Source organism: Streptomyces sp. HD, from assembly GCF_028369295.1.
Lineage (GTDB): Bacteria > Actinomycetota > Actinomycetes > Streptomycetales > Streptomycetaceae > Streptomyces.
Genome location: NZ_JAQMYP010000019.1, coordinates 1 through 16525 on the forward strand (window position 1 = coordinate 1; position 16525 = coordinate 16525).

Consider the following 16525-nt stretch of genomic DNA (forward strand, 5'->3'; position numbering starts at 1 on the left):
AGGCGTACGTCCGGTCGCCGCCGACCGGGACGTACGTCCGTACGTCGGTGCCCCGGCCCGTGGTGAGCACGCGCAGGAGCTGCCGCTCGATGTCGTGGCTCTGGGCCATGCCGCTCAGTTCCGGCGCCCGCAGCCCCCGGATGTTCTCCTCGGCGAGGCTGAGGACCTCGGCCATGACTGCGTTGATCCGGCGCAGCCGGAGCCGTTCGTCGTAGATGGCGATGGCGCAGGGGGAGTCGAGCAGCGCGACGTTGTCCAGCGGGTCACCGGGCACCCGGGGGCCGTCCCCCTCGATCGGCGTGACCACGAGCCAGCGGTAGGGTCCGTCGTCCCTGGGCCGCACGCGGTGGGCGAGCAGCCACACGGACACGGTGCCGCCGTCGCGGTGGCGCAGGCTGAGAATGCCGTCCCAGCGTTCGCCCTGCGGGGCGCCTGGGCGGTCGTACTCCTCGTCGGCCAGCAGATGCACGGCCGGGTGCCCCAGGACGTCGGCGGCGCGGTGGCCCAGCAGTCGCTCGGCCCCCGCGTTCCACTCGACGAGCACGCCGCTGTCGTCGATGACCGCCCGGGCCGTCGCGGCCTCGTCGAACGGATACTCCGGGCTCATGGGCGCCACTCCATCGCGCACACTCACGGTGATCAAGCGTGTGACTTGGGCTCCAGCCTAGTGCTTCGGCGACCCGCCCGTACCGGAACCCTCGTGCGCACCCTTGACTCATCTCCGTGTCAGCCCGTCAGAATCTGTTCGTTCACGATCAGTTGTGAGTACTTCTGGGCCCTGATGAGGGAGAGTCGCCATGACAGTCACTCGGAGATCGTTACTCCTGGCCTCCACGGCCGCTCCGGCGGCCGGAGCACTGATGAGCTCTTCGACAGCGCAGGCCGCCATGGAACTCGCCGGTGCCGCGTCCGGCCGCAGCACGGTTGCGCTGCGCGACGGCTGGCGCTTCGCCCTGGTCAACCCGGGCGGCATCACCGACCCGACCGGCGCGTACGCCGATGCCGCCGAGCCCGGCCACGACGACTCGGGCTGGCGCGAGGTCGCGGTGCCGCACGACTGGAGCATCGAGTTCGCCCCGACCACCGAGCACGGCACCACCAGCGGCACCGGCTTCTTCCCCGGCGGCCTCGGCTGGTACCGCCTCGCCTTCACCCTGCCGCCCGCCCTCGCGGCGAAGCGGATATCGGTGGAGTTCGACGGCGTCTACATGGACTCGTACGTCTACTGCAACGGCAAGGAGGCCGGCCGCCACCCCTACGGCTACACCGGCTTCGCCTTCGACCTCACCGACCTGGTGCACACCGACGGCAGCACCGAGAACGTCCTCGCGATCAAGGTGCAGAACCAGCTGCCCAGCAGCCGCTGGTACTCGGGCAGCGGCATCTACCGCGAGGCCCGCCTCGTCGTCACCGAACCGGTGCACGTGGAGCGCTGGGGCACGTACGTCACCACGCCCGAGATCACCGAGGAGCGGGGCACCGTACGGGTGCGGACCTCGGTGGTGAACGCCTCCGCGGCCGGCACGGACGTCGAGATCGTCTCGCGGGTCGTCGATCCCGGGGGACGTACCGTCGCCCGTACGTCCTCCACGGTCGCCGTCACCGACAAGGCGACGGCGACCCATGAACTCACCGTTGACGAGCCGAAGTTGTGGGATTTCGCGACCCCGCACCACCGCTACACCCTCAGGACCGAACTGCGTGTCGGCGGCACGACCACCGACACCTACCGCACGCCCTTCGGCTTCCGCACCTTCCGCTTCGACCCGGACGAGGGCTTCCACCTCAACGGCACCCACAGCAAGATCAAGGGCGTCGACCTGCACCACGACCTGGGCGCCCTGGGCGCCGCCGTGAGCACCGACGCGATCCGGCGGCAGATGACCATCATGAAGTCGATGGGCGTCAACGCCTTCCGCACCTCCCACAACCCGCCCTCGCCGGAGATGATCCGGGTCTGCGAGGAGATGGGCATCGTGATGCTGGTGGAGGCGTTCGACTGCTGGCGCTCGCCCAAGACGCGCTACGACTACGGGCGGTTCTTCGACGAGTGGGCCGACAAGGACGTCACCGAGATGGTGCTGGCGGCCCGCAACTCGCCCGCCGTCCTGATGTGGTCGATCGGCAATGAGGTCTCCGAGTTCACCTCCACCTCCGGCCTCGCCATGGCCGACCGGCTCATCGCCGCCATCAAGGCCTCCGACGACACCCGCCCGGTCGTGATCGGCTCCCACCGGCACCGCAGCGTCCCCGCCCCGGGCTCGCCGGGCGATCTGATCCTGGCCAAGCTCGACGGCCTCGGCCTCAACTACAACACCGCAAAGTCGGTGGACGCCCTGCACGCGCGCTACCCCCACCTGTTCCTCTTCGAGTCCGAGTCGTCCTCCGAGACGTCCACGCGCGGCGCGTACCAGGAGCCCGAACGCCTCAACACCGGCGAGAACCACACGCCGGGCAGACGGGCGACCTCGTCGTACGACAACAACCTCGCCTCCTGGACCATGAGCGGCGAGTACGGGCACAAGAAGGACCGGGACCGGAAGTGGTTCGCCGGGCAGTTCCTGTGGTCGGGCATCGACTACACCGGCGAGCCGACGCCGTACGACGTCTTCCCGGTGAAGGCGTCCTTCTTCGGTGCGGTCGACACGGCCGGTTTCCCGAAGGACATGTACTACCTGTTCCAGAGCCAGTGGGTCGAAGAACCGATGGTTCACCTGCTTCCCATGTCCTGGAACCATGCGGACGGCGACACGGTCGAGGTGTGGGCGTACTCCAACGTCGACACCGTCGAGCTGTTCCTCAACGGCAAGTCGCTGGGCATCCGGGCGTTCGACACCAAGAAGACCCTCGACGGCCGGGCCTATCTGGAGACCACCGAGGCGACCGGCGACGACAAGACCTTCACCGACGGCCCCTACCCCGGCAGCTACACCAGCCCCAACGGCAGCGCGGGCAAACTCCACCTCACCTGGAAAGTGCCCTACAGGGCGGGGGAGTTGAAGGCCGTTGCCCGCAAGGGCGGCAAAGCGGTCGCCACCGACGTACTGCGCACGGCCGGTGCGCCGAACGCCGTACGGCTGACCGCCGACCGCAAGGCCCTTGCTGCCGACGGCCGTTCACTGCTCTTCGTGACCGCCGAGGTCGTCGACGCGCGGGGTGTCGTGGTGCCCGACGCCGAGCATCTGATCTCCTTCGAGGTGACGGGCGGCTCGCTCGCCGGGCTCGACAACGGGCGGGAGGAGAGCGCCGAGCGCTACCAGGCCAGTACGCGCACCGCCTTCCACGGCAAGGCGCTGGCGATCGTACGGTCCGGCACGAAGGCGGGTCCCTTGAAGGTGACCGCACGGGCCGAAGGCCTGCGAACGGGCGGCGTGACCGTGCGGACGACCCGCGCCGGATCCCCCGCGCTCACTCCGGCCGCGGACTTCGGGCCCGACCACCCGGCGCCCTTCGACTACCCCCTCGCGGACGCCAGTTACTCGGGCCGACCCGACACCCTCCCCGAGGCCATGCTCGACGGCAACCCGGCCACCGGCTGGTCCAACGGGTTCTCCAAGGCGGCGACGGCCCTGCTGCCCGCCTTCGACGGAGCCCGGCCGGAGGACTGGGTGTCCGTGGACTTCGGGCGGGTGCGGACCTTCGACCGGGTGGAGGTCTCCTTCACGGTGGATGCCACGCACACGCGGCCGGTGTCGGTCGCGGTCGAGGTGTGGGACGGTCACCGGTATGCGCCGGTCGAGGGAACGGCCGTGGAGTGGGCCACCGCCTCGGACACGCCCAGCGTCATCACCTTCGACGCGGTACGCGGCTCCCGGGTACGGCTCACCCTGACCAGCGCCCACCCGGGGGAGGCCCGAGGGGCAACACGCATCAGCAAGCTGGAGGTGCCGGTCACCTGACCCGCATCACGGTTGGGACGCGCGGTTCGCCAACGCCCCCAAGGGGCGCGGGGAACTGCGCGACCAGCCACGACGGCGCCGCAGCCAAAAGCCGTCCGTCCGGACCGTTGACGAACTGTCATGCCACCAACAAGCATGGGCCGCCACCGTGTTGGGAGCGCTCCCACTCCGGGAGTGTCATACGCACCTCACCCCGAGGAGCCCAGACGTGAACCGACGCAGAACCACCCTGCTGACTCTCACGGCCCTGCTGGCAGCAGGCCTGTCCGTCGCACCGGCCGCCGCCGAAGAGGTCGAGCAGCTCAAGAACGGCACCTTCGACACCACCACCGCACCATGGTGGGCGACGACCAACGTCACCGCGGGCCTGTCCGGCGGGCAGCTGTGCGCCGATGTGCCCGGCGGCACCGCCAACCGTTGGGACGCCGCCGTCGGCCAGAACGACATCACCCTGGCGAAGGGGCAGTCGTACCGCTTGTCCTTCACCGCCAACGGCTCGCCCGAGGGGCACGTGGTGCGGGCCGTCGTCGGCCTGTCGGCGGCGCCCTACGACACCTACTTCGAGGTGACACCGCAGCTGAGCGTCTCCGGGAACTCCTACTCGTACACCTTCACCTCGCCCGTCGACACCCCGCAGGGCCAGGTCGCCTTCCAACTCGGCGGCAGCGCGGACGCGTGGCGCTTCTGCATGGACAACGCCTCACTGCTCGGCGGCGTCCCGCCGGACGTGTACCAACCCGACACCGGGCCGCGCGTGCGCGTGAACCAGGTCGCCTATCTGCCCGCCGGACCGAAGAACGCCACGCTGGTCACCGACGCCACCGAGAAGCTGCCCTGGCAGCTGAAGGACGCGTCCGGGACCGTGGTCGCCCACGGCTCGACCGTGCCGCGCGGCACCGACGTCTCCTCCGCTCAGAACGTCCACTCCATCGACTTCGGCGCCTACCGCAAGCAGGGCAAGGGCTTCACCTTGGTCGCCGACGGGGAGGCGAGCCGCCCGTTCGACATCGGAACGGCCGCCTATGAGCGGCTGCGCCTGGACGCCGCGAAGTACTACTACACCCAGCGCAGCGGCATCGCGATCCGCGACGACCTGCGCCCGGGCTACGCCCGCCCCGCCGGACACGTCGGCGTCGCACCCAACCAGGGCGACGGCGCGGTGCCCTGTCAGCCGGGCGTGTGCGACTACAAGCTGGACGTGACCGGCGGCTGGTACGACGCGGGCGACCACGGCAAGTACGTCGTCAACGGCGGCATCTCCGTGTGGGAGCTGCTGAGCACCTACGAGCGCGAACGGCTGGCCCGTACCGGGGAGCCGTGGAAGCTGCGCGACGGCACGCTCGCCATCCCGGAGAGCGGCAACAAGGTGCCGGACATCCTGGACGAGGTCCGCTGGGAGCTGGAGTTCCTGCTGAAGATGCAGGTGCCCGCGGGGCAGCCACTGGCCGGCATGGCGCATCACAAGATCCACGACGAGCAGTGGACGGGCCTGCCGCTGCTGCCGAGCGACGACCCGCAGAAGCGTGAGCTGCATCCGCCGTCCACCGCGGCGACGCTCAACCTGGCGGCGACGGCCGCGCAGGCGGCGCGCCTGTACAAGGCCTACGACAGGGAGTTCGCGGCGAAGACGCTGGCCGCCGCGCGCAAGGCATGGTCGGCGGCGCTCGCGCACCCCGACCGGTACGCCTCCGAGAGTGACGGCGTCGGCGGCGGCACCTACGCCGACAACAACGTCACCGACGAGTTCTACTGGGCCGCGGCCGAGCTGTATCTGACCACGGGGGAGCGGGAGTTCGCGGACCACGTCCTCAACTCGCCCGTCCACACCGATGACATCTTCGGCTCCCTCGGCTACGACTGGGCCAGGACCGCGGTGGCCGCCCGGCTGGACCTGGCGACCGTGCCGAGCGGGCTGCCCGGCCGGGACAAGGTGCGCCAGTCGGTGATCAAGGGTGCGGACGGCTATCTGGGCACCCTGAAGTCACAGGCGTACGGCATGCCCTACGCGCCGACCGGCAACCTCTATGACTGGGGCTCCAACCACCAGATCCTGCACAACGCCGTCGTCATCGCCACCGCGTACGACATCACGGGAGCCTCGAAGTACCGCGACGCAGCGGTGCAGAGCATGGACTACCTCTTCGGGCGCAACGCGCTGAACATGTCGTACGTGACCGGCTACGGCGAGGTCAACTCCCACAACCAGCACGCCCGTTGGTATGCCCACCAACTCGATGCGAGCCAGCCCAACCCGCCGGCCGGCACGCTCGCCGGCGGGCCGAACTCCGGCATTCAGGACCCCTACGCACAGAGCAAACTCCAGGGCTGCGTCGGTCAGTTCTGCTACATCGACGACATCCAGTCGTGGTCGACGAACGAGCACACCATCAACTGGAACTCCGCGCTGACCCGGATGGCCTCCTTCGTGGCCGATCAGGGATAATCACCCCTCGGGGACAGACGGGAAGCCCGCTGCCGACGGGTACGGCAGCGGGCTTTCGCCATGCCGGGAGCCCGGCCGGCTACGGGGTGACGTTCTTGACCGGGAGGTCCCTGGTCGCGCCCGCGACGTAGTAGTCCTTCGGCGCGGAGAAGACCACGAACTCGTTGTCGTAGTCGCGGATCTCGGCGCGGACGGTGAAGTTGCCGCGTGCGTCGGTGGTGGTCTGCGCGTTCTGGGAGCTCTCGTAGTACGTGCGCAGGAACACCCGGGTGCCGGTGAGCGGGCCGTGGCCGCCGGCCCAGGCGATCCTGCCCTTCACGACGAGGGTGTCGCCCTCGCGCACCCTGGTCTTGTTGACCTGGTAGGTGATGAGGCTGGTGACCGGCCGGACCTTGACCGTGGTGTCGGCGGCGGCCATGTGGAGGTCGGTGGGGTCGGTGTCGTAGATCGCCCGGAACATCACCTGGTGACGCGGGAAGAGGTAGGGGCTGGGCCGGGCGTCCGCACGGTCGGCGGGCACGTCCTCCAGGGTGAACCGCCCCTGGTCGTCCGTCCGTACGGTGCCCAGGCCGCGGGTCTCCCACTCGGTCGGGTCGATGGGGTCGCCCCACGGGTTCCAGGTGTTGAAGAGAACCGATTCCTCAAGCTGCACCGGCGCGTCCGTGACGGGCGTGCCGTCGGGGCGGGTCACGGTGCCGGTCAGGTCCACCGTGCGGTTCTTGTAGTCGGTCGTGGCGGTGCTGCTGGTGAGGGTCACCCGGTAGTCGTCGCCCTCCGCCGAGTGGGCGGGCGGTACGACCACTGCGGTGGCAGCCAGGGCGAGAGCGGCGACGGCGGTCGGGCGGGCGGCCGGTAAGCGCATGCGCACGTGAACTCCGTTGGTGAGGTGAGTCGTGTGGTGCCCGAAGCACAGGTGGTGTCGGTATGGGGTGTGACACGGCGACATCACCGGGGGTTGTAGGGGGCCGTCGGCAGTTACGGGCCCGGTACATGCCGTTTGACTGTTCGTCGCCCGCCCGTTTCCCTACGGTTCGTGCTCGACCAGCTCGCCGGGCCGCTCATGTGCGGTGAGGGTGTGCAGTTGGGCCTGACTCAGCCGCTCGTGCACCTCGACGTACTCGCCGTGCGGAAGCCGCTTGATCACGCCGGTCTCCCGCCCGTGCAACACCCGTTCCCGGTCGCGGAGCTGCAGCCCCAGGCAGATGCGGCGGGCGATCACGAACGCGGCCACCGGGACGACCAGCGCCGCGATGCGGATCGTCCAGGTCACGGTGTTGATCGACAGATGGAGCCTGGTCGCCACGATGTCGTTGCCGCCGCCCGCCAGCAGGACCAGATAGAGGCTGATCCAGGCCGCGCCGATCCCCGTGCGGACGGGGCGGTTGCGGGGGCGGTCGAGGAGGTGGTGCTCACGCTTGTCACCGGTGATCCGGGCCTCCAGGAAGGGGTACACGCCGATGAAGACCAGCAGCAAGGGGAAGACCACGACCGGGATCAGCACCCCGAGGACGAGTGTGTGGCCCCACAGGGTGATCTCCCAGCCCGGCATGACGCGGACCAGCCCCTCGGCGAACCCCAGGTACCAGTCGGGCTGCGCGCCGGTGGAGACCTGGTCGGCGCGGTAGGGACCGTACGACCAGACCGGGTTGATCGACGCCACCGCCGCGAGCAGGGTCAGCGTGCCGAAGACCAGGAAGAAGAAGCCGCCCGCCTTCGCCATGTACACCGGCATGAACGGGGCGCCCACGACATTGCGTTCGGTGCGTCCGGGCCCCGCGAACTGGGTGTGCTTGTGGTACACGACCAGCAGGAGGTGCGCGACGACCAGCGCGGCCATGATGCCGGGGATCACCAGGATGTGCAGCGAGTAGAAGCGGGCCACGATGTCATGGCCCGGGAACTCGCCGCCGAACAGGAACATCGACAGATACGTGCCGACGATCGGGACGGACAGCAGCGCCCCGTTCACGAACCGCAGGCCCGTCCCCGACAGCAGGTCGTCCGGCAGCGAGTAGCCGAAGAGACCCTCGAACATGCCCAGGAACAGCAGGGTCCAGCCGAACAGCCAGTTGATCTCCCGCGGCCTGCGGAACGAGCCGGTGAAGAAGTGCCGCATCATGTGCGTGAGCATCCCGGCGACGAAGACCAGCGCCGCCCAGTGGTGCACCTGCCGCATCAGCAGCCCGCCGCGCACGTCGAAGCTGATGTCCAGCGTGGAGGCGTACGCCTCGGACATGCGGACGCCGTTCAGCGGGAGGTAACTGCCGTGGTACGTCACCTCGTTCATCGACGGGTGGAAGAAGAAGGTGAGGTACACGCCCGTCAGGATCAGCACGGCGAAGCTGTACAGGCAGATCTCGCCGAGCAGGAACGACCAGTGATCCGGGAAGACCTTGCGCAGATACTTCCGGCCCAGGGAGTGGATGCCGAGCCGCCCGTCGAACCAGTCCGCGACCCGCTCACCCCCGCCGGGCGCGGGCACCTCCCGGGCGCTCACGCCCCCTCCCTGCGCACATGCGTGAGCTTGTCCGGGTTGCTCACCACATAGACGCCGGACACCCGCTCGCCGTCCGGCGTCAGGTCCAGGACCAGAACGGCGTACGGCTCCTCGCCCTGGAACAGCACCGCCGCGTCGTCGCCGTTGACGCGCCGGTAGCGCAGGTCCAGATGGCCGCCGCCTGCGCCTGCCGCGCCCCGGCGCGCGAAGGAGTCGAAGAGCCGCACCGCCTTCTCCCGCCCGTGCACGGGACGCAGCCCCGCCCGCTTGCGCTTGCCGCCGGCGTCCGTCCACACCGTCACGTCCGGCGCGAGGATCTCCATCAGCGCGGCGAGATCCCCGCCCACCGCGGCCCGCACGAACCGCTCGGTCGCCTCCCGCCGCACCCGCGGATGCGCCGCGTACAGCGGCCGCCGCGCATGCACATGCTCCCGGGCCCGATGCCCCAGCTGCCTTACGGCCGCCGGGCTGCGGTCGATGATCTCCGCGATCTCCGTGTGGGGGTACCCGAACACCTCGTGCAGCACGAACACCGCCCGCTCCAACGGAGTGAGCGACTCCAGCACGACCAGCATCGCCAGCGACACGGACTCGGTGCGCAGCGCCGGATCGTCCGCGCCCGCCTCCTCGCCGTCCGCGACCAGCGGCTCCGGCAGCCACGGGCCGACGTAGGTCTCCTGGCGGCGACTGATCGCGGCCCGCCGCGCCAGCGCATGGTTGACGGCGATCCGCACGAGATACGCCCGCGGGTTGGCGATCCCGTCCAGCGGCGGACCCGCGTTGCGGGCCGTCCACGACAGCCATGTCTCCTGCAGTACGTCCTCGGTGTCGGCGACGCTGCCGAGCATGTTGTAGACGACGCCGAACATCAGCTCACGGTGTTGGACGAAGACGGCCGTCGCGTCGTCGGTGACGGATACGGGGATGTCGGACATGGCAGGGCCTCCCAGTGCGCGCTCACCACTGCGAGGCCCGGCACGGGCCGGAATGTGACACCCCACGGCCGAATGTGACCCACGTCTCGCCACACCCGTCCGGCAGCCGGGCACCCGACATCGCGTTCCGCACCTCCCTCGGTACCGTCGTACATCACACTTGACCTGCATGTATTTACGGGTAAGTACCCGAGCGGTACCGTGAGGTCATGCCAGCTCTCAACGTGGAGTTCAGCGACCGCGAGCTAGAGGACCTGCGGCAGATCGCCAAGGAACGCGGTACGTCGATGAAGGCGCTCGTACGGGAGGCCGCAGCGGCCGACATAGCCCGGCACCGGGCGCTGCAGGAGGGCGCCGAGGCGTTCCGCCGGTTCTTCTCGTCGCACGCGGACGAGTTCGCGGCCGCCTTCCCCGACGACGAACCGCCCGCCAAGGGCGAGGGACGGGCTGCCTGACCGATGGCACAGGTGATCCATATCGACGTGCCCTGGCTGCTCCAGCGGCACGAAGAGGTCCTGCCCGACCAGCCCACGATCAACGACTTCTCCGCGTTGGTCGCCGCCGTCGCGCGTCATCGCGTGGATCCGCCCCGCCTGGGTATCGACTCCGACCCGGCCTGGCGGGCCGCCGCACTGCTGCACACCCTCGCCCAGCTCAAGCCGCTTCCCTCGGCGAACGCCAGGTTCGCCTGTTCCGCCGCGGTCGCCTACATGTTCGTCAGCGGTGTCGGCATCGACCCGCCCTACGGCGCGCTCGTCGACCTCGCCCGTGACCTGATGTCCGGCAAGGCCGACGTGTACGGCGCGGCCGACCGGCTGCGCTCCTGGCAGATCTGACACCCGCCGATCCCCGTTCCCCGCCCCCCGGGGCCGCCGACCGAGGGCGGGAGGAACGGGGTCGGCGGCCCGTGGCGCGCAGGAGAGCCGCCGTCCCACGCGTGGCCTTCCGAGGGGCCGCTTCCAGTGGACTACGCCGGTGGCGCGTGGGGGAGCGTGCGTGGTGCTCCGGCGTGTGCGTGTGTTTCACACGGGGCGCATGGAATGTGGAAAGGTCGCGCAGGTGCGGCGAGTTGCGGGCGTATCTGACTTTCTTTCAATGGGGCGGATGTTGCTCAAGTGCCTTGTTGGCATGAGTGTGCTGTGCAAGGGTGAACTACCTGTGGGGGGTTGGAATAGACCGGGGCTCATTCGTTCCGTGGGGAACCGGCGCGGATGGTCGTTGGTGAATTCGTGCTCCCCGCGCTCGCGCCGAAAAGGTGCACATCAGACCGCTCATCCTTTTCGGCGACCAGACCTTCTGAGTCACCTGCGCGTGGGAAGGATTCCGTTCAGTGCCCACCCCCCACCCCCCTCGCCCCCCTTACCCACCGCCCGGAGGCGTTCCCGAGGAATCCGACGAAGGCCTCGCGGCACGGTTGCGGGGCCGCCCCGACGGTGAGGCCGCTCCGTCCGTCGCGCTGCTCATGGCGCGGCACTGGCAACCGGGCCGCGAATACGCGGTGATCTGTCTCGCCGCCCCGACCGGCGTCGCCGACATGGTCACCGCCGCCGCCTTCCATCAGGTCCTCGACCGTCTGGCGCTGGGCGAACCGGCCGCCGCGCTGCGGCCCCGGCTCCTCGTCGCCGTACGGGACACGGTCCGCCAGTGGTCCGCCGAGGAACGAATAGCGGGCGTCCTGCCAGAGCTGGCGAAACCCGCGGGCGGTCGCGGGATGCGTACGGCGAAGTCGATGACCCCCGAAAATCGCAGGCTCGCCGATCGGTCATTCCAGGCGCTTCCGGGACTTGCCCGATGCCTGCTGTGGCATACCGAGGTCGAGGCCGAGCCGCTAACCGTGCCGGCCGGTCTGTTGGGCATGGATACCGTTACCGCATCGGCCGCCCTCGAACAAGCGCGTGATAAATTCCGCGAAGGTTGTGTACATGCCCATCGGGAACTCGCGCCGACGAAGGATTGCCGCTTCTACAACCGGCTCCTCGACGTCCCGATTCGCCGGGGCGGGGCGCTGTTGCCGGATGTCCAGCAGCATCTGACGGAGTGCCGCTACTGCCGTGATGCCGCCGAACAACTGAGCCATTTCGAGGGCGGGTTGGGAGTGCTGATTGCCGAGGCGGTACTCGGCTGGGGCGCGCGCCGCTATCTCGACACCCGTCCGGGCCGCACCCCGGGCGGCGAGCCCCGCGCCCGGGGCTTCGCCCGGCACGGCGGCGGGCGCCGGCGCCTCCTGTCGCGCATCCCCATGCAGGTTCGCAGACCCGCCGGCGGACCGCGCTCCCCACGGACGCTGCTCACCGGCGTGGGCCTGGCCTCCGCCGGACTGATCGCGGCCATGCTCGCCACCGGCCTGCTCTCCGACGACGACGGCGTCGACCCGGCCGCCTCCGCCACCGGCGGCGGCGCCGGATCCCAGGTACCGCCGGCGGTGTCCTCCTCGCCGCCGGGCACCGCCCAACTCCCCAACGCACCCTGGCAGTCCAGGCTGCGCAACGCCGAAGCCGACCTGTGCCTCGACATCCGCGGCAAGCCGAAAGTCGGCGCCGGGACCGAGCTGGCCGACTGCTCGGCCGACGACACCCAGCAGTGGTCGTACGCGACGGACGGCCTGCTGCGCAGCGAGGCGGATCCCGAGCTGTGCCTGGACTCGCATGCCGACGCCGGTGTGGTGATCCTCGGCAAGTGCGCCGACGACCACTCGAAGCGTGCCGACGACGTGCGCTACGACCTCACCGTGCAGGGCGAGTTACTGCCCCGCTGGGACGACCGGCTGGCCCTGGCGCCGACCACGACGGACGTGGGCGCCGACATCGTGGTCAAGGCCCGTGATGGGTCGGACGCACAGCGCTGGTCGGTCGATCCGGTGGCGTCGGCGAGCCCCGGGTCGCTGTCGAGCGAGGAGAGTGAACGGCCGGGGGCGCGGGCCGTGCGGGCGGTGGGGGAGGAGATGTAGCCCCCGCGCCGGGGACGACGGGCGCGGTGGCCGCGTGCGGTGGCGGCCGCGCCCGGCGGGGCGGAAGCAGCCCCGGCGTACGAACGGAGCCGGTTCGCCCCGCCCGAATCCCCGCCCGGGGCCTGCCGTTCGGGCCGGGCCGCCCGAGACACCGCGCCCCCCCGCGTCGCCGGCACGATCCGCCGGACAGGCCCTAGTTCACGACGTCCCGCGGTGTCGCGCCCGACCCGCCCGCCAGGAAGTCCGTCACGTTCTGCACGGCGGCCAGGGCGATGCGGACCAGGGTCTCGCGGGTGACGCCGCCGACGTGCGGGGAGAGCACCACGTTCGGGGCGCGGAGCAGGTGCAGGGCCGGGGTGGGGGGTTCGGGGTCGAAGACGTCGATGCCCGCCCCGGCCAGGGCGCCCTTCTCCAGCGCGTCGGCGAGGGCGTCCTGGTCGATCAGTGCGCCTCGCGCGGTGTTGATCACGAACGCCGTCGGTTTGAGCAGCCCGAGCCGCTCGGCGTTCAGCAGATGCCGGGTCTCGTCGGTGAGCGGGGTGTGCAGGGAGACGTAGTCGGAGGTGCTCAGCAGTTCGTCGAGCGGGACATGGCGGGCGCCGCCGAACTCGGCCTCCGTCTCCGGTGCCAGTCGGTGTCGTCCGGCGTAGATGACGTCCATGTCGAAGGCGACCGCGCGGCGGGCGACCTGCCGCCCGATCTGGCCCAGGCCGACGATGCCCAGCGTCTTGCCGCACAGCTCGGTCAGCGAGTGCTGGAGGCGGGGGAGTGCCCAGTCGGCCTCGACGAGCGCGGTGTGGGCGGGGATCAGCTGTTTGGCCAGGGCGAGCATGAGGGCGAAGGTCTGCTCGGCCACGTTCTGTGCCTCGGCGCCGCTGGAGCCGATGTTGCACACCCGCACGCCGCGCTCGCGTGCCGCGTCCACGTCGACGTAGTCGAAGCCGTGGCTCGCGCACTGCACCAGCTCCAGCTCCGGTGCGGCGGCGAGGTGTTCGGCGGTCACCGGGGCGAGCGCGGTGATGACGACGTGGGCGGCGCGCAGCGCGGCCGGGTCCTCGCGGGCCGCCTCGACGACGGTGACGTGCGTGCCCTCGGGGAAGAGCGTGGCGAGACCGGCGCCGATGGCACGGCCGCCGACGTGCGGGGCGATGACGGCGAGGACGTTCTTCGGTGCGGTCATGCGGATTCCTCGATGAGGTCGGCGGGGCCGATCGTGGCGGGGGCGGCGTGTCCGGACAGGGCGAGGGTGAGGTCGAGTTCGGCGAGCAGACAGCGGACGACGTGCTCGACCCCCGCCTGTCCGTCGAGGCCGAGCCCGTAGGCGTACGGCCGTCCGACGAGCACCGCCTTCGCGCCGAGCGCGAGCGCCTTGAAGATGTCGTCGCCGGTGCGGATGCCGCTGTCGAACAGCACGGTCAGCCGGTCACCGACGGCCGCCACCACCCGGGGCAGGGCGTCCGCCGCCCCGACCGAGCCGGCCACCTGACGGCCGCCGTGGTTGGAGACGACGACCCCGTCCATCCCGGCGTCGGCCGCCGCGCGGGCGTCGTCCGGGTGCAGGATGCCCTTCAGGACGATCGGGCCGTCCCAGTTCTCCCGCAGGAACGCCAGGTCGGGCCAGGTCTTGGCAGGGTCCGAGAACATGCCGACGAAGTGCATCACGGCCGCGTTCGGATCCTCGTGCACCGGCTTGGCCAGGCCTGCCTGGAAGGCCGGGTCCGAGAAGTAGTTGGCGGTGCCCACGCCGTGCAGGAACGGCAGATACGCCTGGTCGAGATCGCGGGGCCGCCAGGCCAGCATCGGCGTGTCCAGGGTGACGACGAGCGCGGTGAACCCGGCCGCCTTCGCCCGGTGCAGGAAGCTCCGGGCCACCTCCGGGTCCTTCGGCCAGTACAGCTGGAACCAGCGCTCGGCGTCGCCCATCGCCTCCGCGACCTGCTCCATGGGGGTGCTGGACGCCGAGGACAGAGTGAACGGCACACCCTGCGCGGCGGCGGCACGGGCGGCCGCGCACTCGGCGTCCGGGTGCATGATCGACAGCACGCCGATCGGCGCCAGCGCCAGCGGAGCCGGCAGGGTGCGGCCCAGCACCTCGACGGACAGGTCCCGTTCGTGCACGTCCCGCAGCATGCGGGGCACGATCCGGCGTCGGCGCAGAGCCGACCGGTTGGCGCGGGCGGTGCTGCCGTCGCCCGCGCTGCCCGCCACATAGCCGACCGGGCCGGGGCCGAGGCGCTGCTCGGTCAGCTCCTCCAGCCGGGTCAGATCGGTGGGCAGCCGGGGTACGGCGCCCGTCATCCCGTTCAGATAGATCTCGTACTGGAAGTCAGCCCAGTGCTTGCCCATGCCTGCGCCCCGCCTCTCGTCACTGAGAACGCGCTGTACGCCGACCATACCGACCGGTAGGCGGGGGAGCGGATCAGGGGGCCGCCACGGATTCGAGGAGGATGCGGGCCAGTTCGCGCGGCTGCGAGAACATCGGCCAGTGGCCGGTGTCCATGGTCACCAGGTTCCAGAGATCGCTCTTGAGGAGTTCGGCGACCTCGTCGCTCGGCTCCGGCCAGTCCAGCAGACACTTGACGTAGGTCGTCGGCAGCTCGGCGAGCGAGCCGGTCAGGACGGCCGGTTCGGTGAGCGTGGCGCCGGGATGGGCTGTCGCGCCGCGCACGATCCGGGCGATCTGCTCGTCCGTGAGGCCCTGGTCCGCCAGATCCTCGGCAGAGAAGGGCGCCCAGAAGCCGCCGTTCGCCTCGATCGCCGTCCGCACCCCGTCGCTCGGCCAGCCCCACAGGAACGACTTCCCGTCGATCGGGACGTTCGCGTCGACGTACACCACCCGTCTCAGCCGGTCACCGATCCGCTCGGCGGCCTGCCCGACCGGGACGCCCGAGTAGCTGTGCCCGACCAGCACCACGTCCCGCAGGTCGAGACCCTCCACCTCCTCGACGATGTCCCGCACATGGGTCTGCTGCCCGGCCGGTATTCCCCGCTTCTCGGCCAGCCCCGACAGGGTCAGCGCATGCGACTCGTGCCCGGCCGCCCGCAACTCGGGGACCACCTCGTCCCACGCCCACGCACCCAGCTTCGCACCCGCCACCAGAACGTAATTGGTCATGAGATCAAGGTAGTCGAGGGCACTGACAACGCCGCCGGCCCACTGATCGGCGGCACCGGCACCTCGACGGTGCGGGCCAGCCGCGCCCCCTCGGGTCCGTAGACCGCCCTCGGCTCGGGGAACACCCGCAGCAGCGCCAGGAACAGCACGGCCGCGACGACCAGCGACAACGGCAGGCTGATGTCCACCCCACCCGCGAGATCGCCCAGCGGGCCGACGAACTGGCCGGGGATGTTGGTGAACAGCACGCCGATCACCGCCGTCACCCACCAGGCGGTCATGCCCCGCCAGTTCCAGCCGTGCGCGAACCAGTAACGGCCGCCGCGCTGACGGCGGTTGAAGACCTGCAGGGCGTCGGGGTCGTACCAGCCGCGCCGGGTCCAGTAGCCCAGCATCATCACGACCATCCAGGGCGCGGTGCAGGTGATGATCATGGTCGCGAAGGTCGAGATCGACTGCACCAGGTCGAGCCCGAACCGCCCGACGAAGATGAACGCGATCGACAGCCCGCCGACCAGCAGCGTCGCCTGCACCCGCGACAGTCGCGGGAACACCGACGAGAAGTCGAGGCCGGTCCCGTACAGGGCCGTCGTGCCCGTCGCCATGCCGTCGGGGCTCAGGGGACACGGGGGCTCCAGCGTGGGCGGGGCGGTGGAGCGCGTTGTGGCGCGTCGGGGGCGACGGCCGGT

12 protein-coding genes and 1 pseudogene are annotated in these 16525 nt (G+C 70.5%); 5 read left to right on the top strand and 8 right to left on the bottom strand.

Translation table 11 applies throughout. The annotated features are described in order from the left end of the window. Positions 1 to 607 (bottom strand): PAS domain-containing protein (locus POF73_RS19515; protein WP_272117040.1); only part of this gene is annotated, 607 nt, incomplete at its 3' end. 190 nt (positions 608 to 797) lie between these two features. On the opposite strand from POF73_RS19515, the gene POF73_RS19520 reads away from it, so the two are divergent. Together POF73_RS19520 and POF73_RS19525 are read left to right on the top strand one after the other, a co-directional pair. Then, positions 798 to 3899: a glycoside hydrolase family 2 TIM barrel-domain containing protein gene (locus POF73_RS19520; RefSeq protein WP_272117042.1), complete on the top strand. Its 3102-nt coding sequence runs from the start codon at positions 798 to 800 to the stop codon at positions 3897 to 3899. Positions 3900 to 4107: 208 nt separating this feature from the next. Continuing rightward, complete coding sequence (locus POF73_RS19525) at positions 4108 to 6342, top strand: glycoside hydrolase family 9 protein (protein WP_272117045.1); 2235 nt, start codon at positions 4108 to 4110, stop codon at positions 6340 to 6342. 79 nt (positions 6343 to 6421) lie between these two features. On the opposite strand, the gene POF73_RS19530 is transcribed toward POF73_RS19525, so the two are convergent. From POF73_RS19530 to POF73_RS19540, 3 genes are all read right to left on the bottom strand, one after another. Next, the gene (locus tag POF73_RS19530; RefSeq protein WP_272117048.1) at positions 6422 to 7210 is read right to left on the bottom strand and encodes an acyl carrier protein; all 789 of its coding nucleotides are present in this window, start codon (positions 7208 to 7210) and stop codon (positions 6422 to 6424) included. Positions 7211 to 7366: 156 nt separating this feature from the next. Then, complete coding sequence (gene qcrB / locus POF73_RS19535; protein WP_272117051.1) at positions 7367 to 8839, bottom strand: cytochrome bc1 complex cytochrome b subunit; 1473 nt, start codon at positions 8837 to 8839, stop codon at positions 7367 to 7369. Further along, complete coding sequence (locus tag POF73_RS19540; RefSeq protein ID WP_272117054.1) at positions 8836 to 9774, bottom strand: sigma-70 family RNA polymerase sigma factor; 939 nt, start codon at positions 9772 to 9774, stop codon at positions 8836 to 8838. Before POF73_RS19540 ends, qcrB begins: the two co-directional genes overlap by 4 nt. A 209-nt stretch (positions 9775 to 9983) precedes the next feature. Here POF73_RS19540 and POF73_RS19545 point away from each other — a divergent pair, with 209 nt between their 5' ends. From POF73_RS19545 to POF73_RS19555, 3 genes are all read left to right on the top strand, one after another. Beyond that, a complete protein-coding gene (locus POF73_RS19545; protein ID WP_015655829.1) occupies positions 9984 to 10229 on the top strand; it encodes a hypothetical protein in 246 nt (81 codons plus the stop codon). Positions 10230 to 10232: 3 nt separating this feature from the next. After that, entirely contained in the window at positions 10233 to 10610 is a 378-nt protein-coding gene (locus POF73_RS19550) for a toxin Doc (protein ID WP_272117065.1), read from the top strand. 494 nt (positions 10611 to 11104) lie between these two features. Then, positions 11105 to 12721: an RICIN domain-containing protein gene (locus POF73_RS19555; RefSeq protein ID WP_272117067.1), complete on the top strand. Its 1617-nt coding sequence runs from the start codon at positions 11105 to 11107 to the stop codon at positions 12719 to 12721. Positions 12722 to 12914: 193 nt separating this feature from the next. On the opposite strand, the gene POF73_RS19560 is transcribed toward POF73_RS19555, so the two are convergent. The 4 genes and pseudogenes from POF73_RS19560 to POF73_RS19575 form a co-directional block, all read right to left on the bottom strand. Beyond that, positions 12915 to 13901 carry a 2-hydroxyacid dehydrogenase gene (locus POF73_RS19560; protein ID WP_272117069.1) on the bottom strand — a complete coding sequence of 329 codons (987 nt, stop codon included), beginning with the start codon at positions 13899 to 13901 and terminating at the stop codon, positions 12915 to 12917. Further along, positions 13898 to 15067 (bottom strand): lactate 2-monooxygenase, encoded by a 1170-nt coding sequence (locus tag POF73_RS19565; protein ID WP_272117071.1) that lies wholly within the window; start codon positions 15065 to 15067, stop codon positions 13898 to 13900. Before POF73_RS19565 ends, POF73_RS19560 begins: the two co-directional genes overlap by 4 nt. A gap of 73 nt (positions 15068 to 15140) precedes the next feature. Beyond that, complete coding sequence (locus POF73_RS19570; protein ID WP_272117073.1) at positions 15141 to 15836, bottom strand: alpha/beta fold hydrolase; 696 nt, start codon at positions 15834 to 15836, stop codon at positions 15141 to 15143. Then, positions 15833 to 16444, bottom strand: a pseudogene (locus POF73_RS19575) (cytosine permease); the annotation flags it as partial. The gene POF73_RS19570 and the pseudogene POF73_RS19575, both read right to left, overlap by 4 nt. Positions 16445 to 16525: the final 81 nt, after the last annotated feature.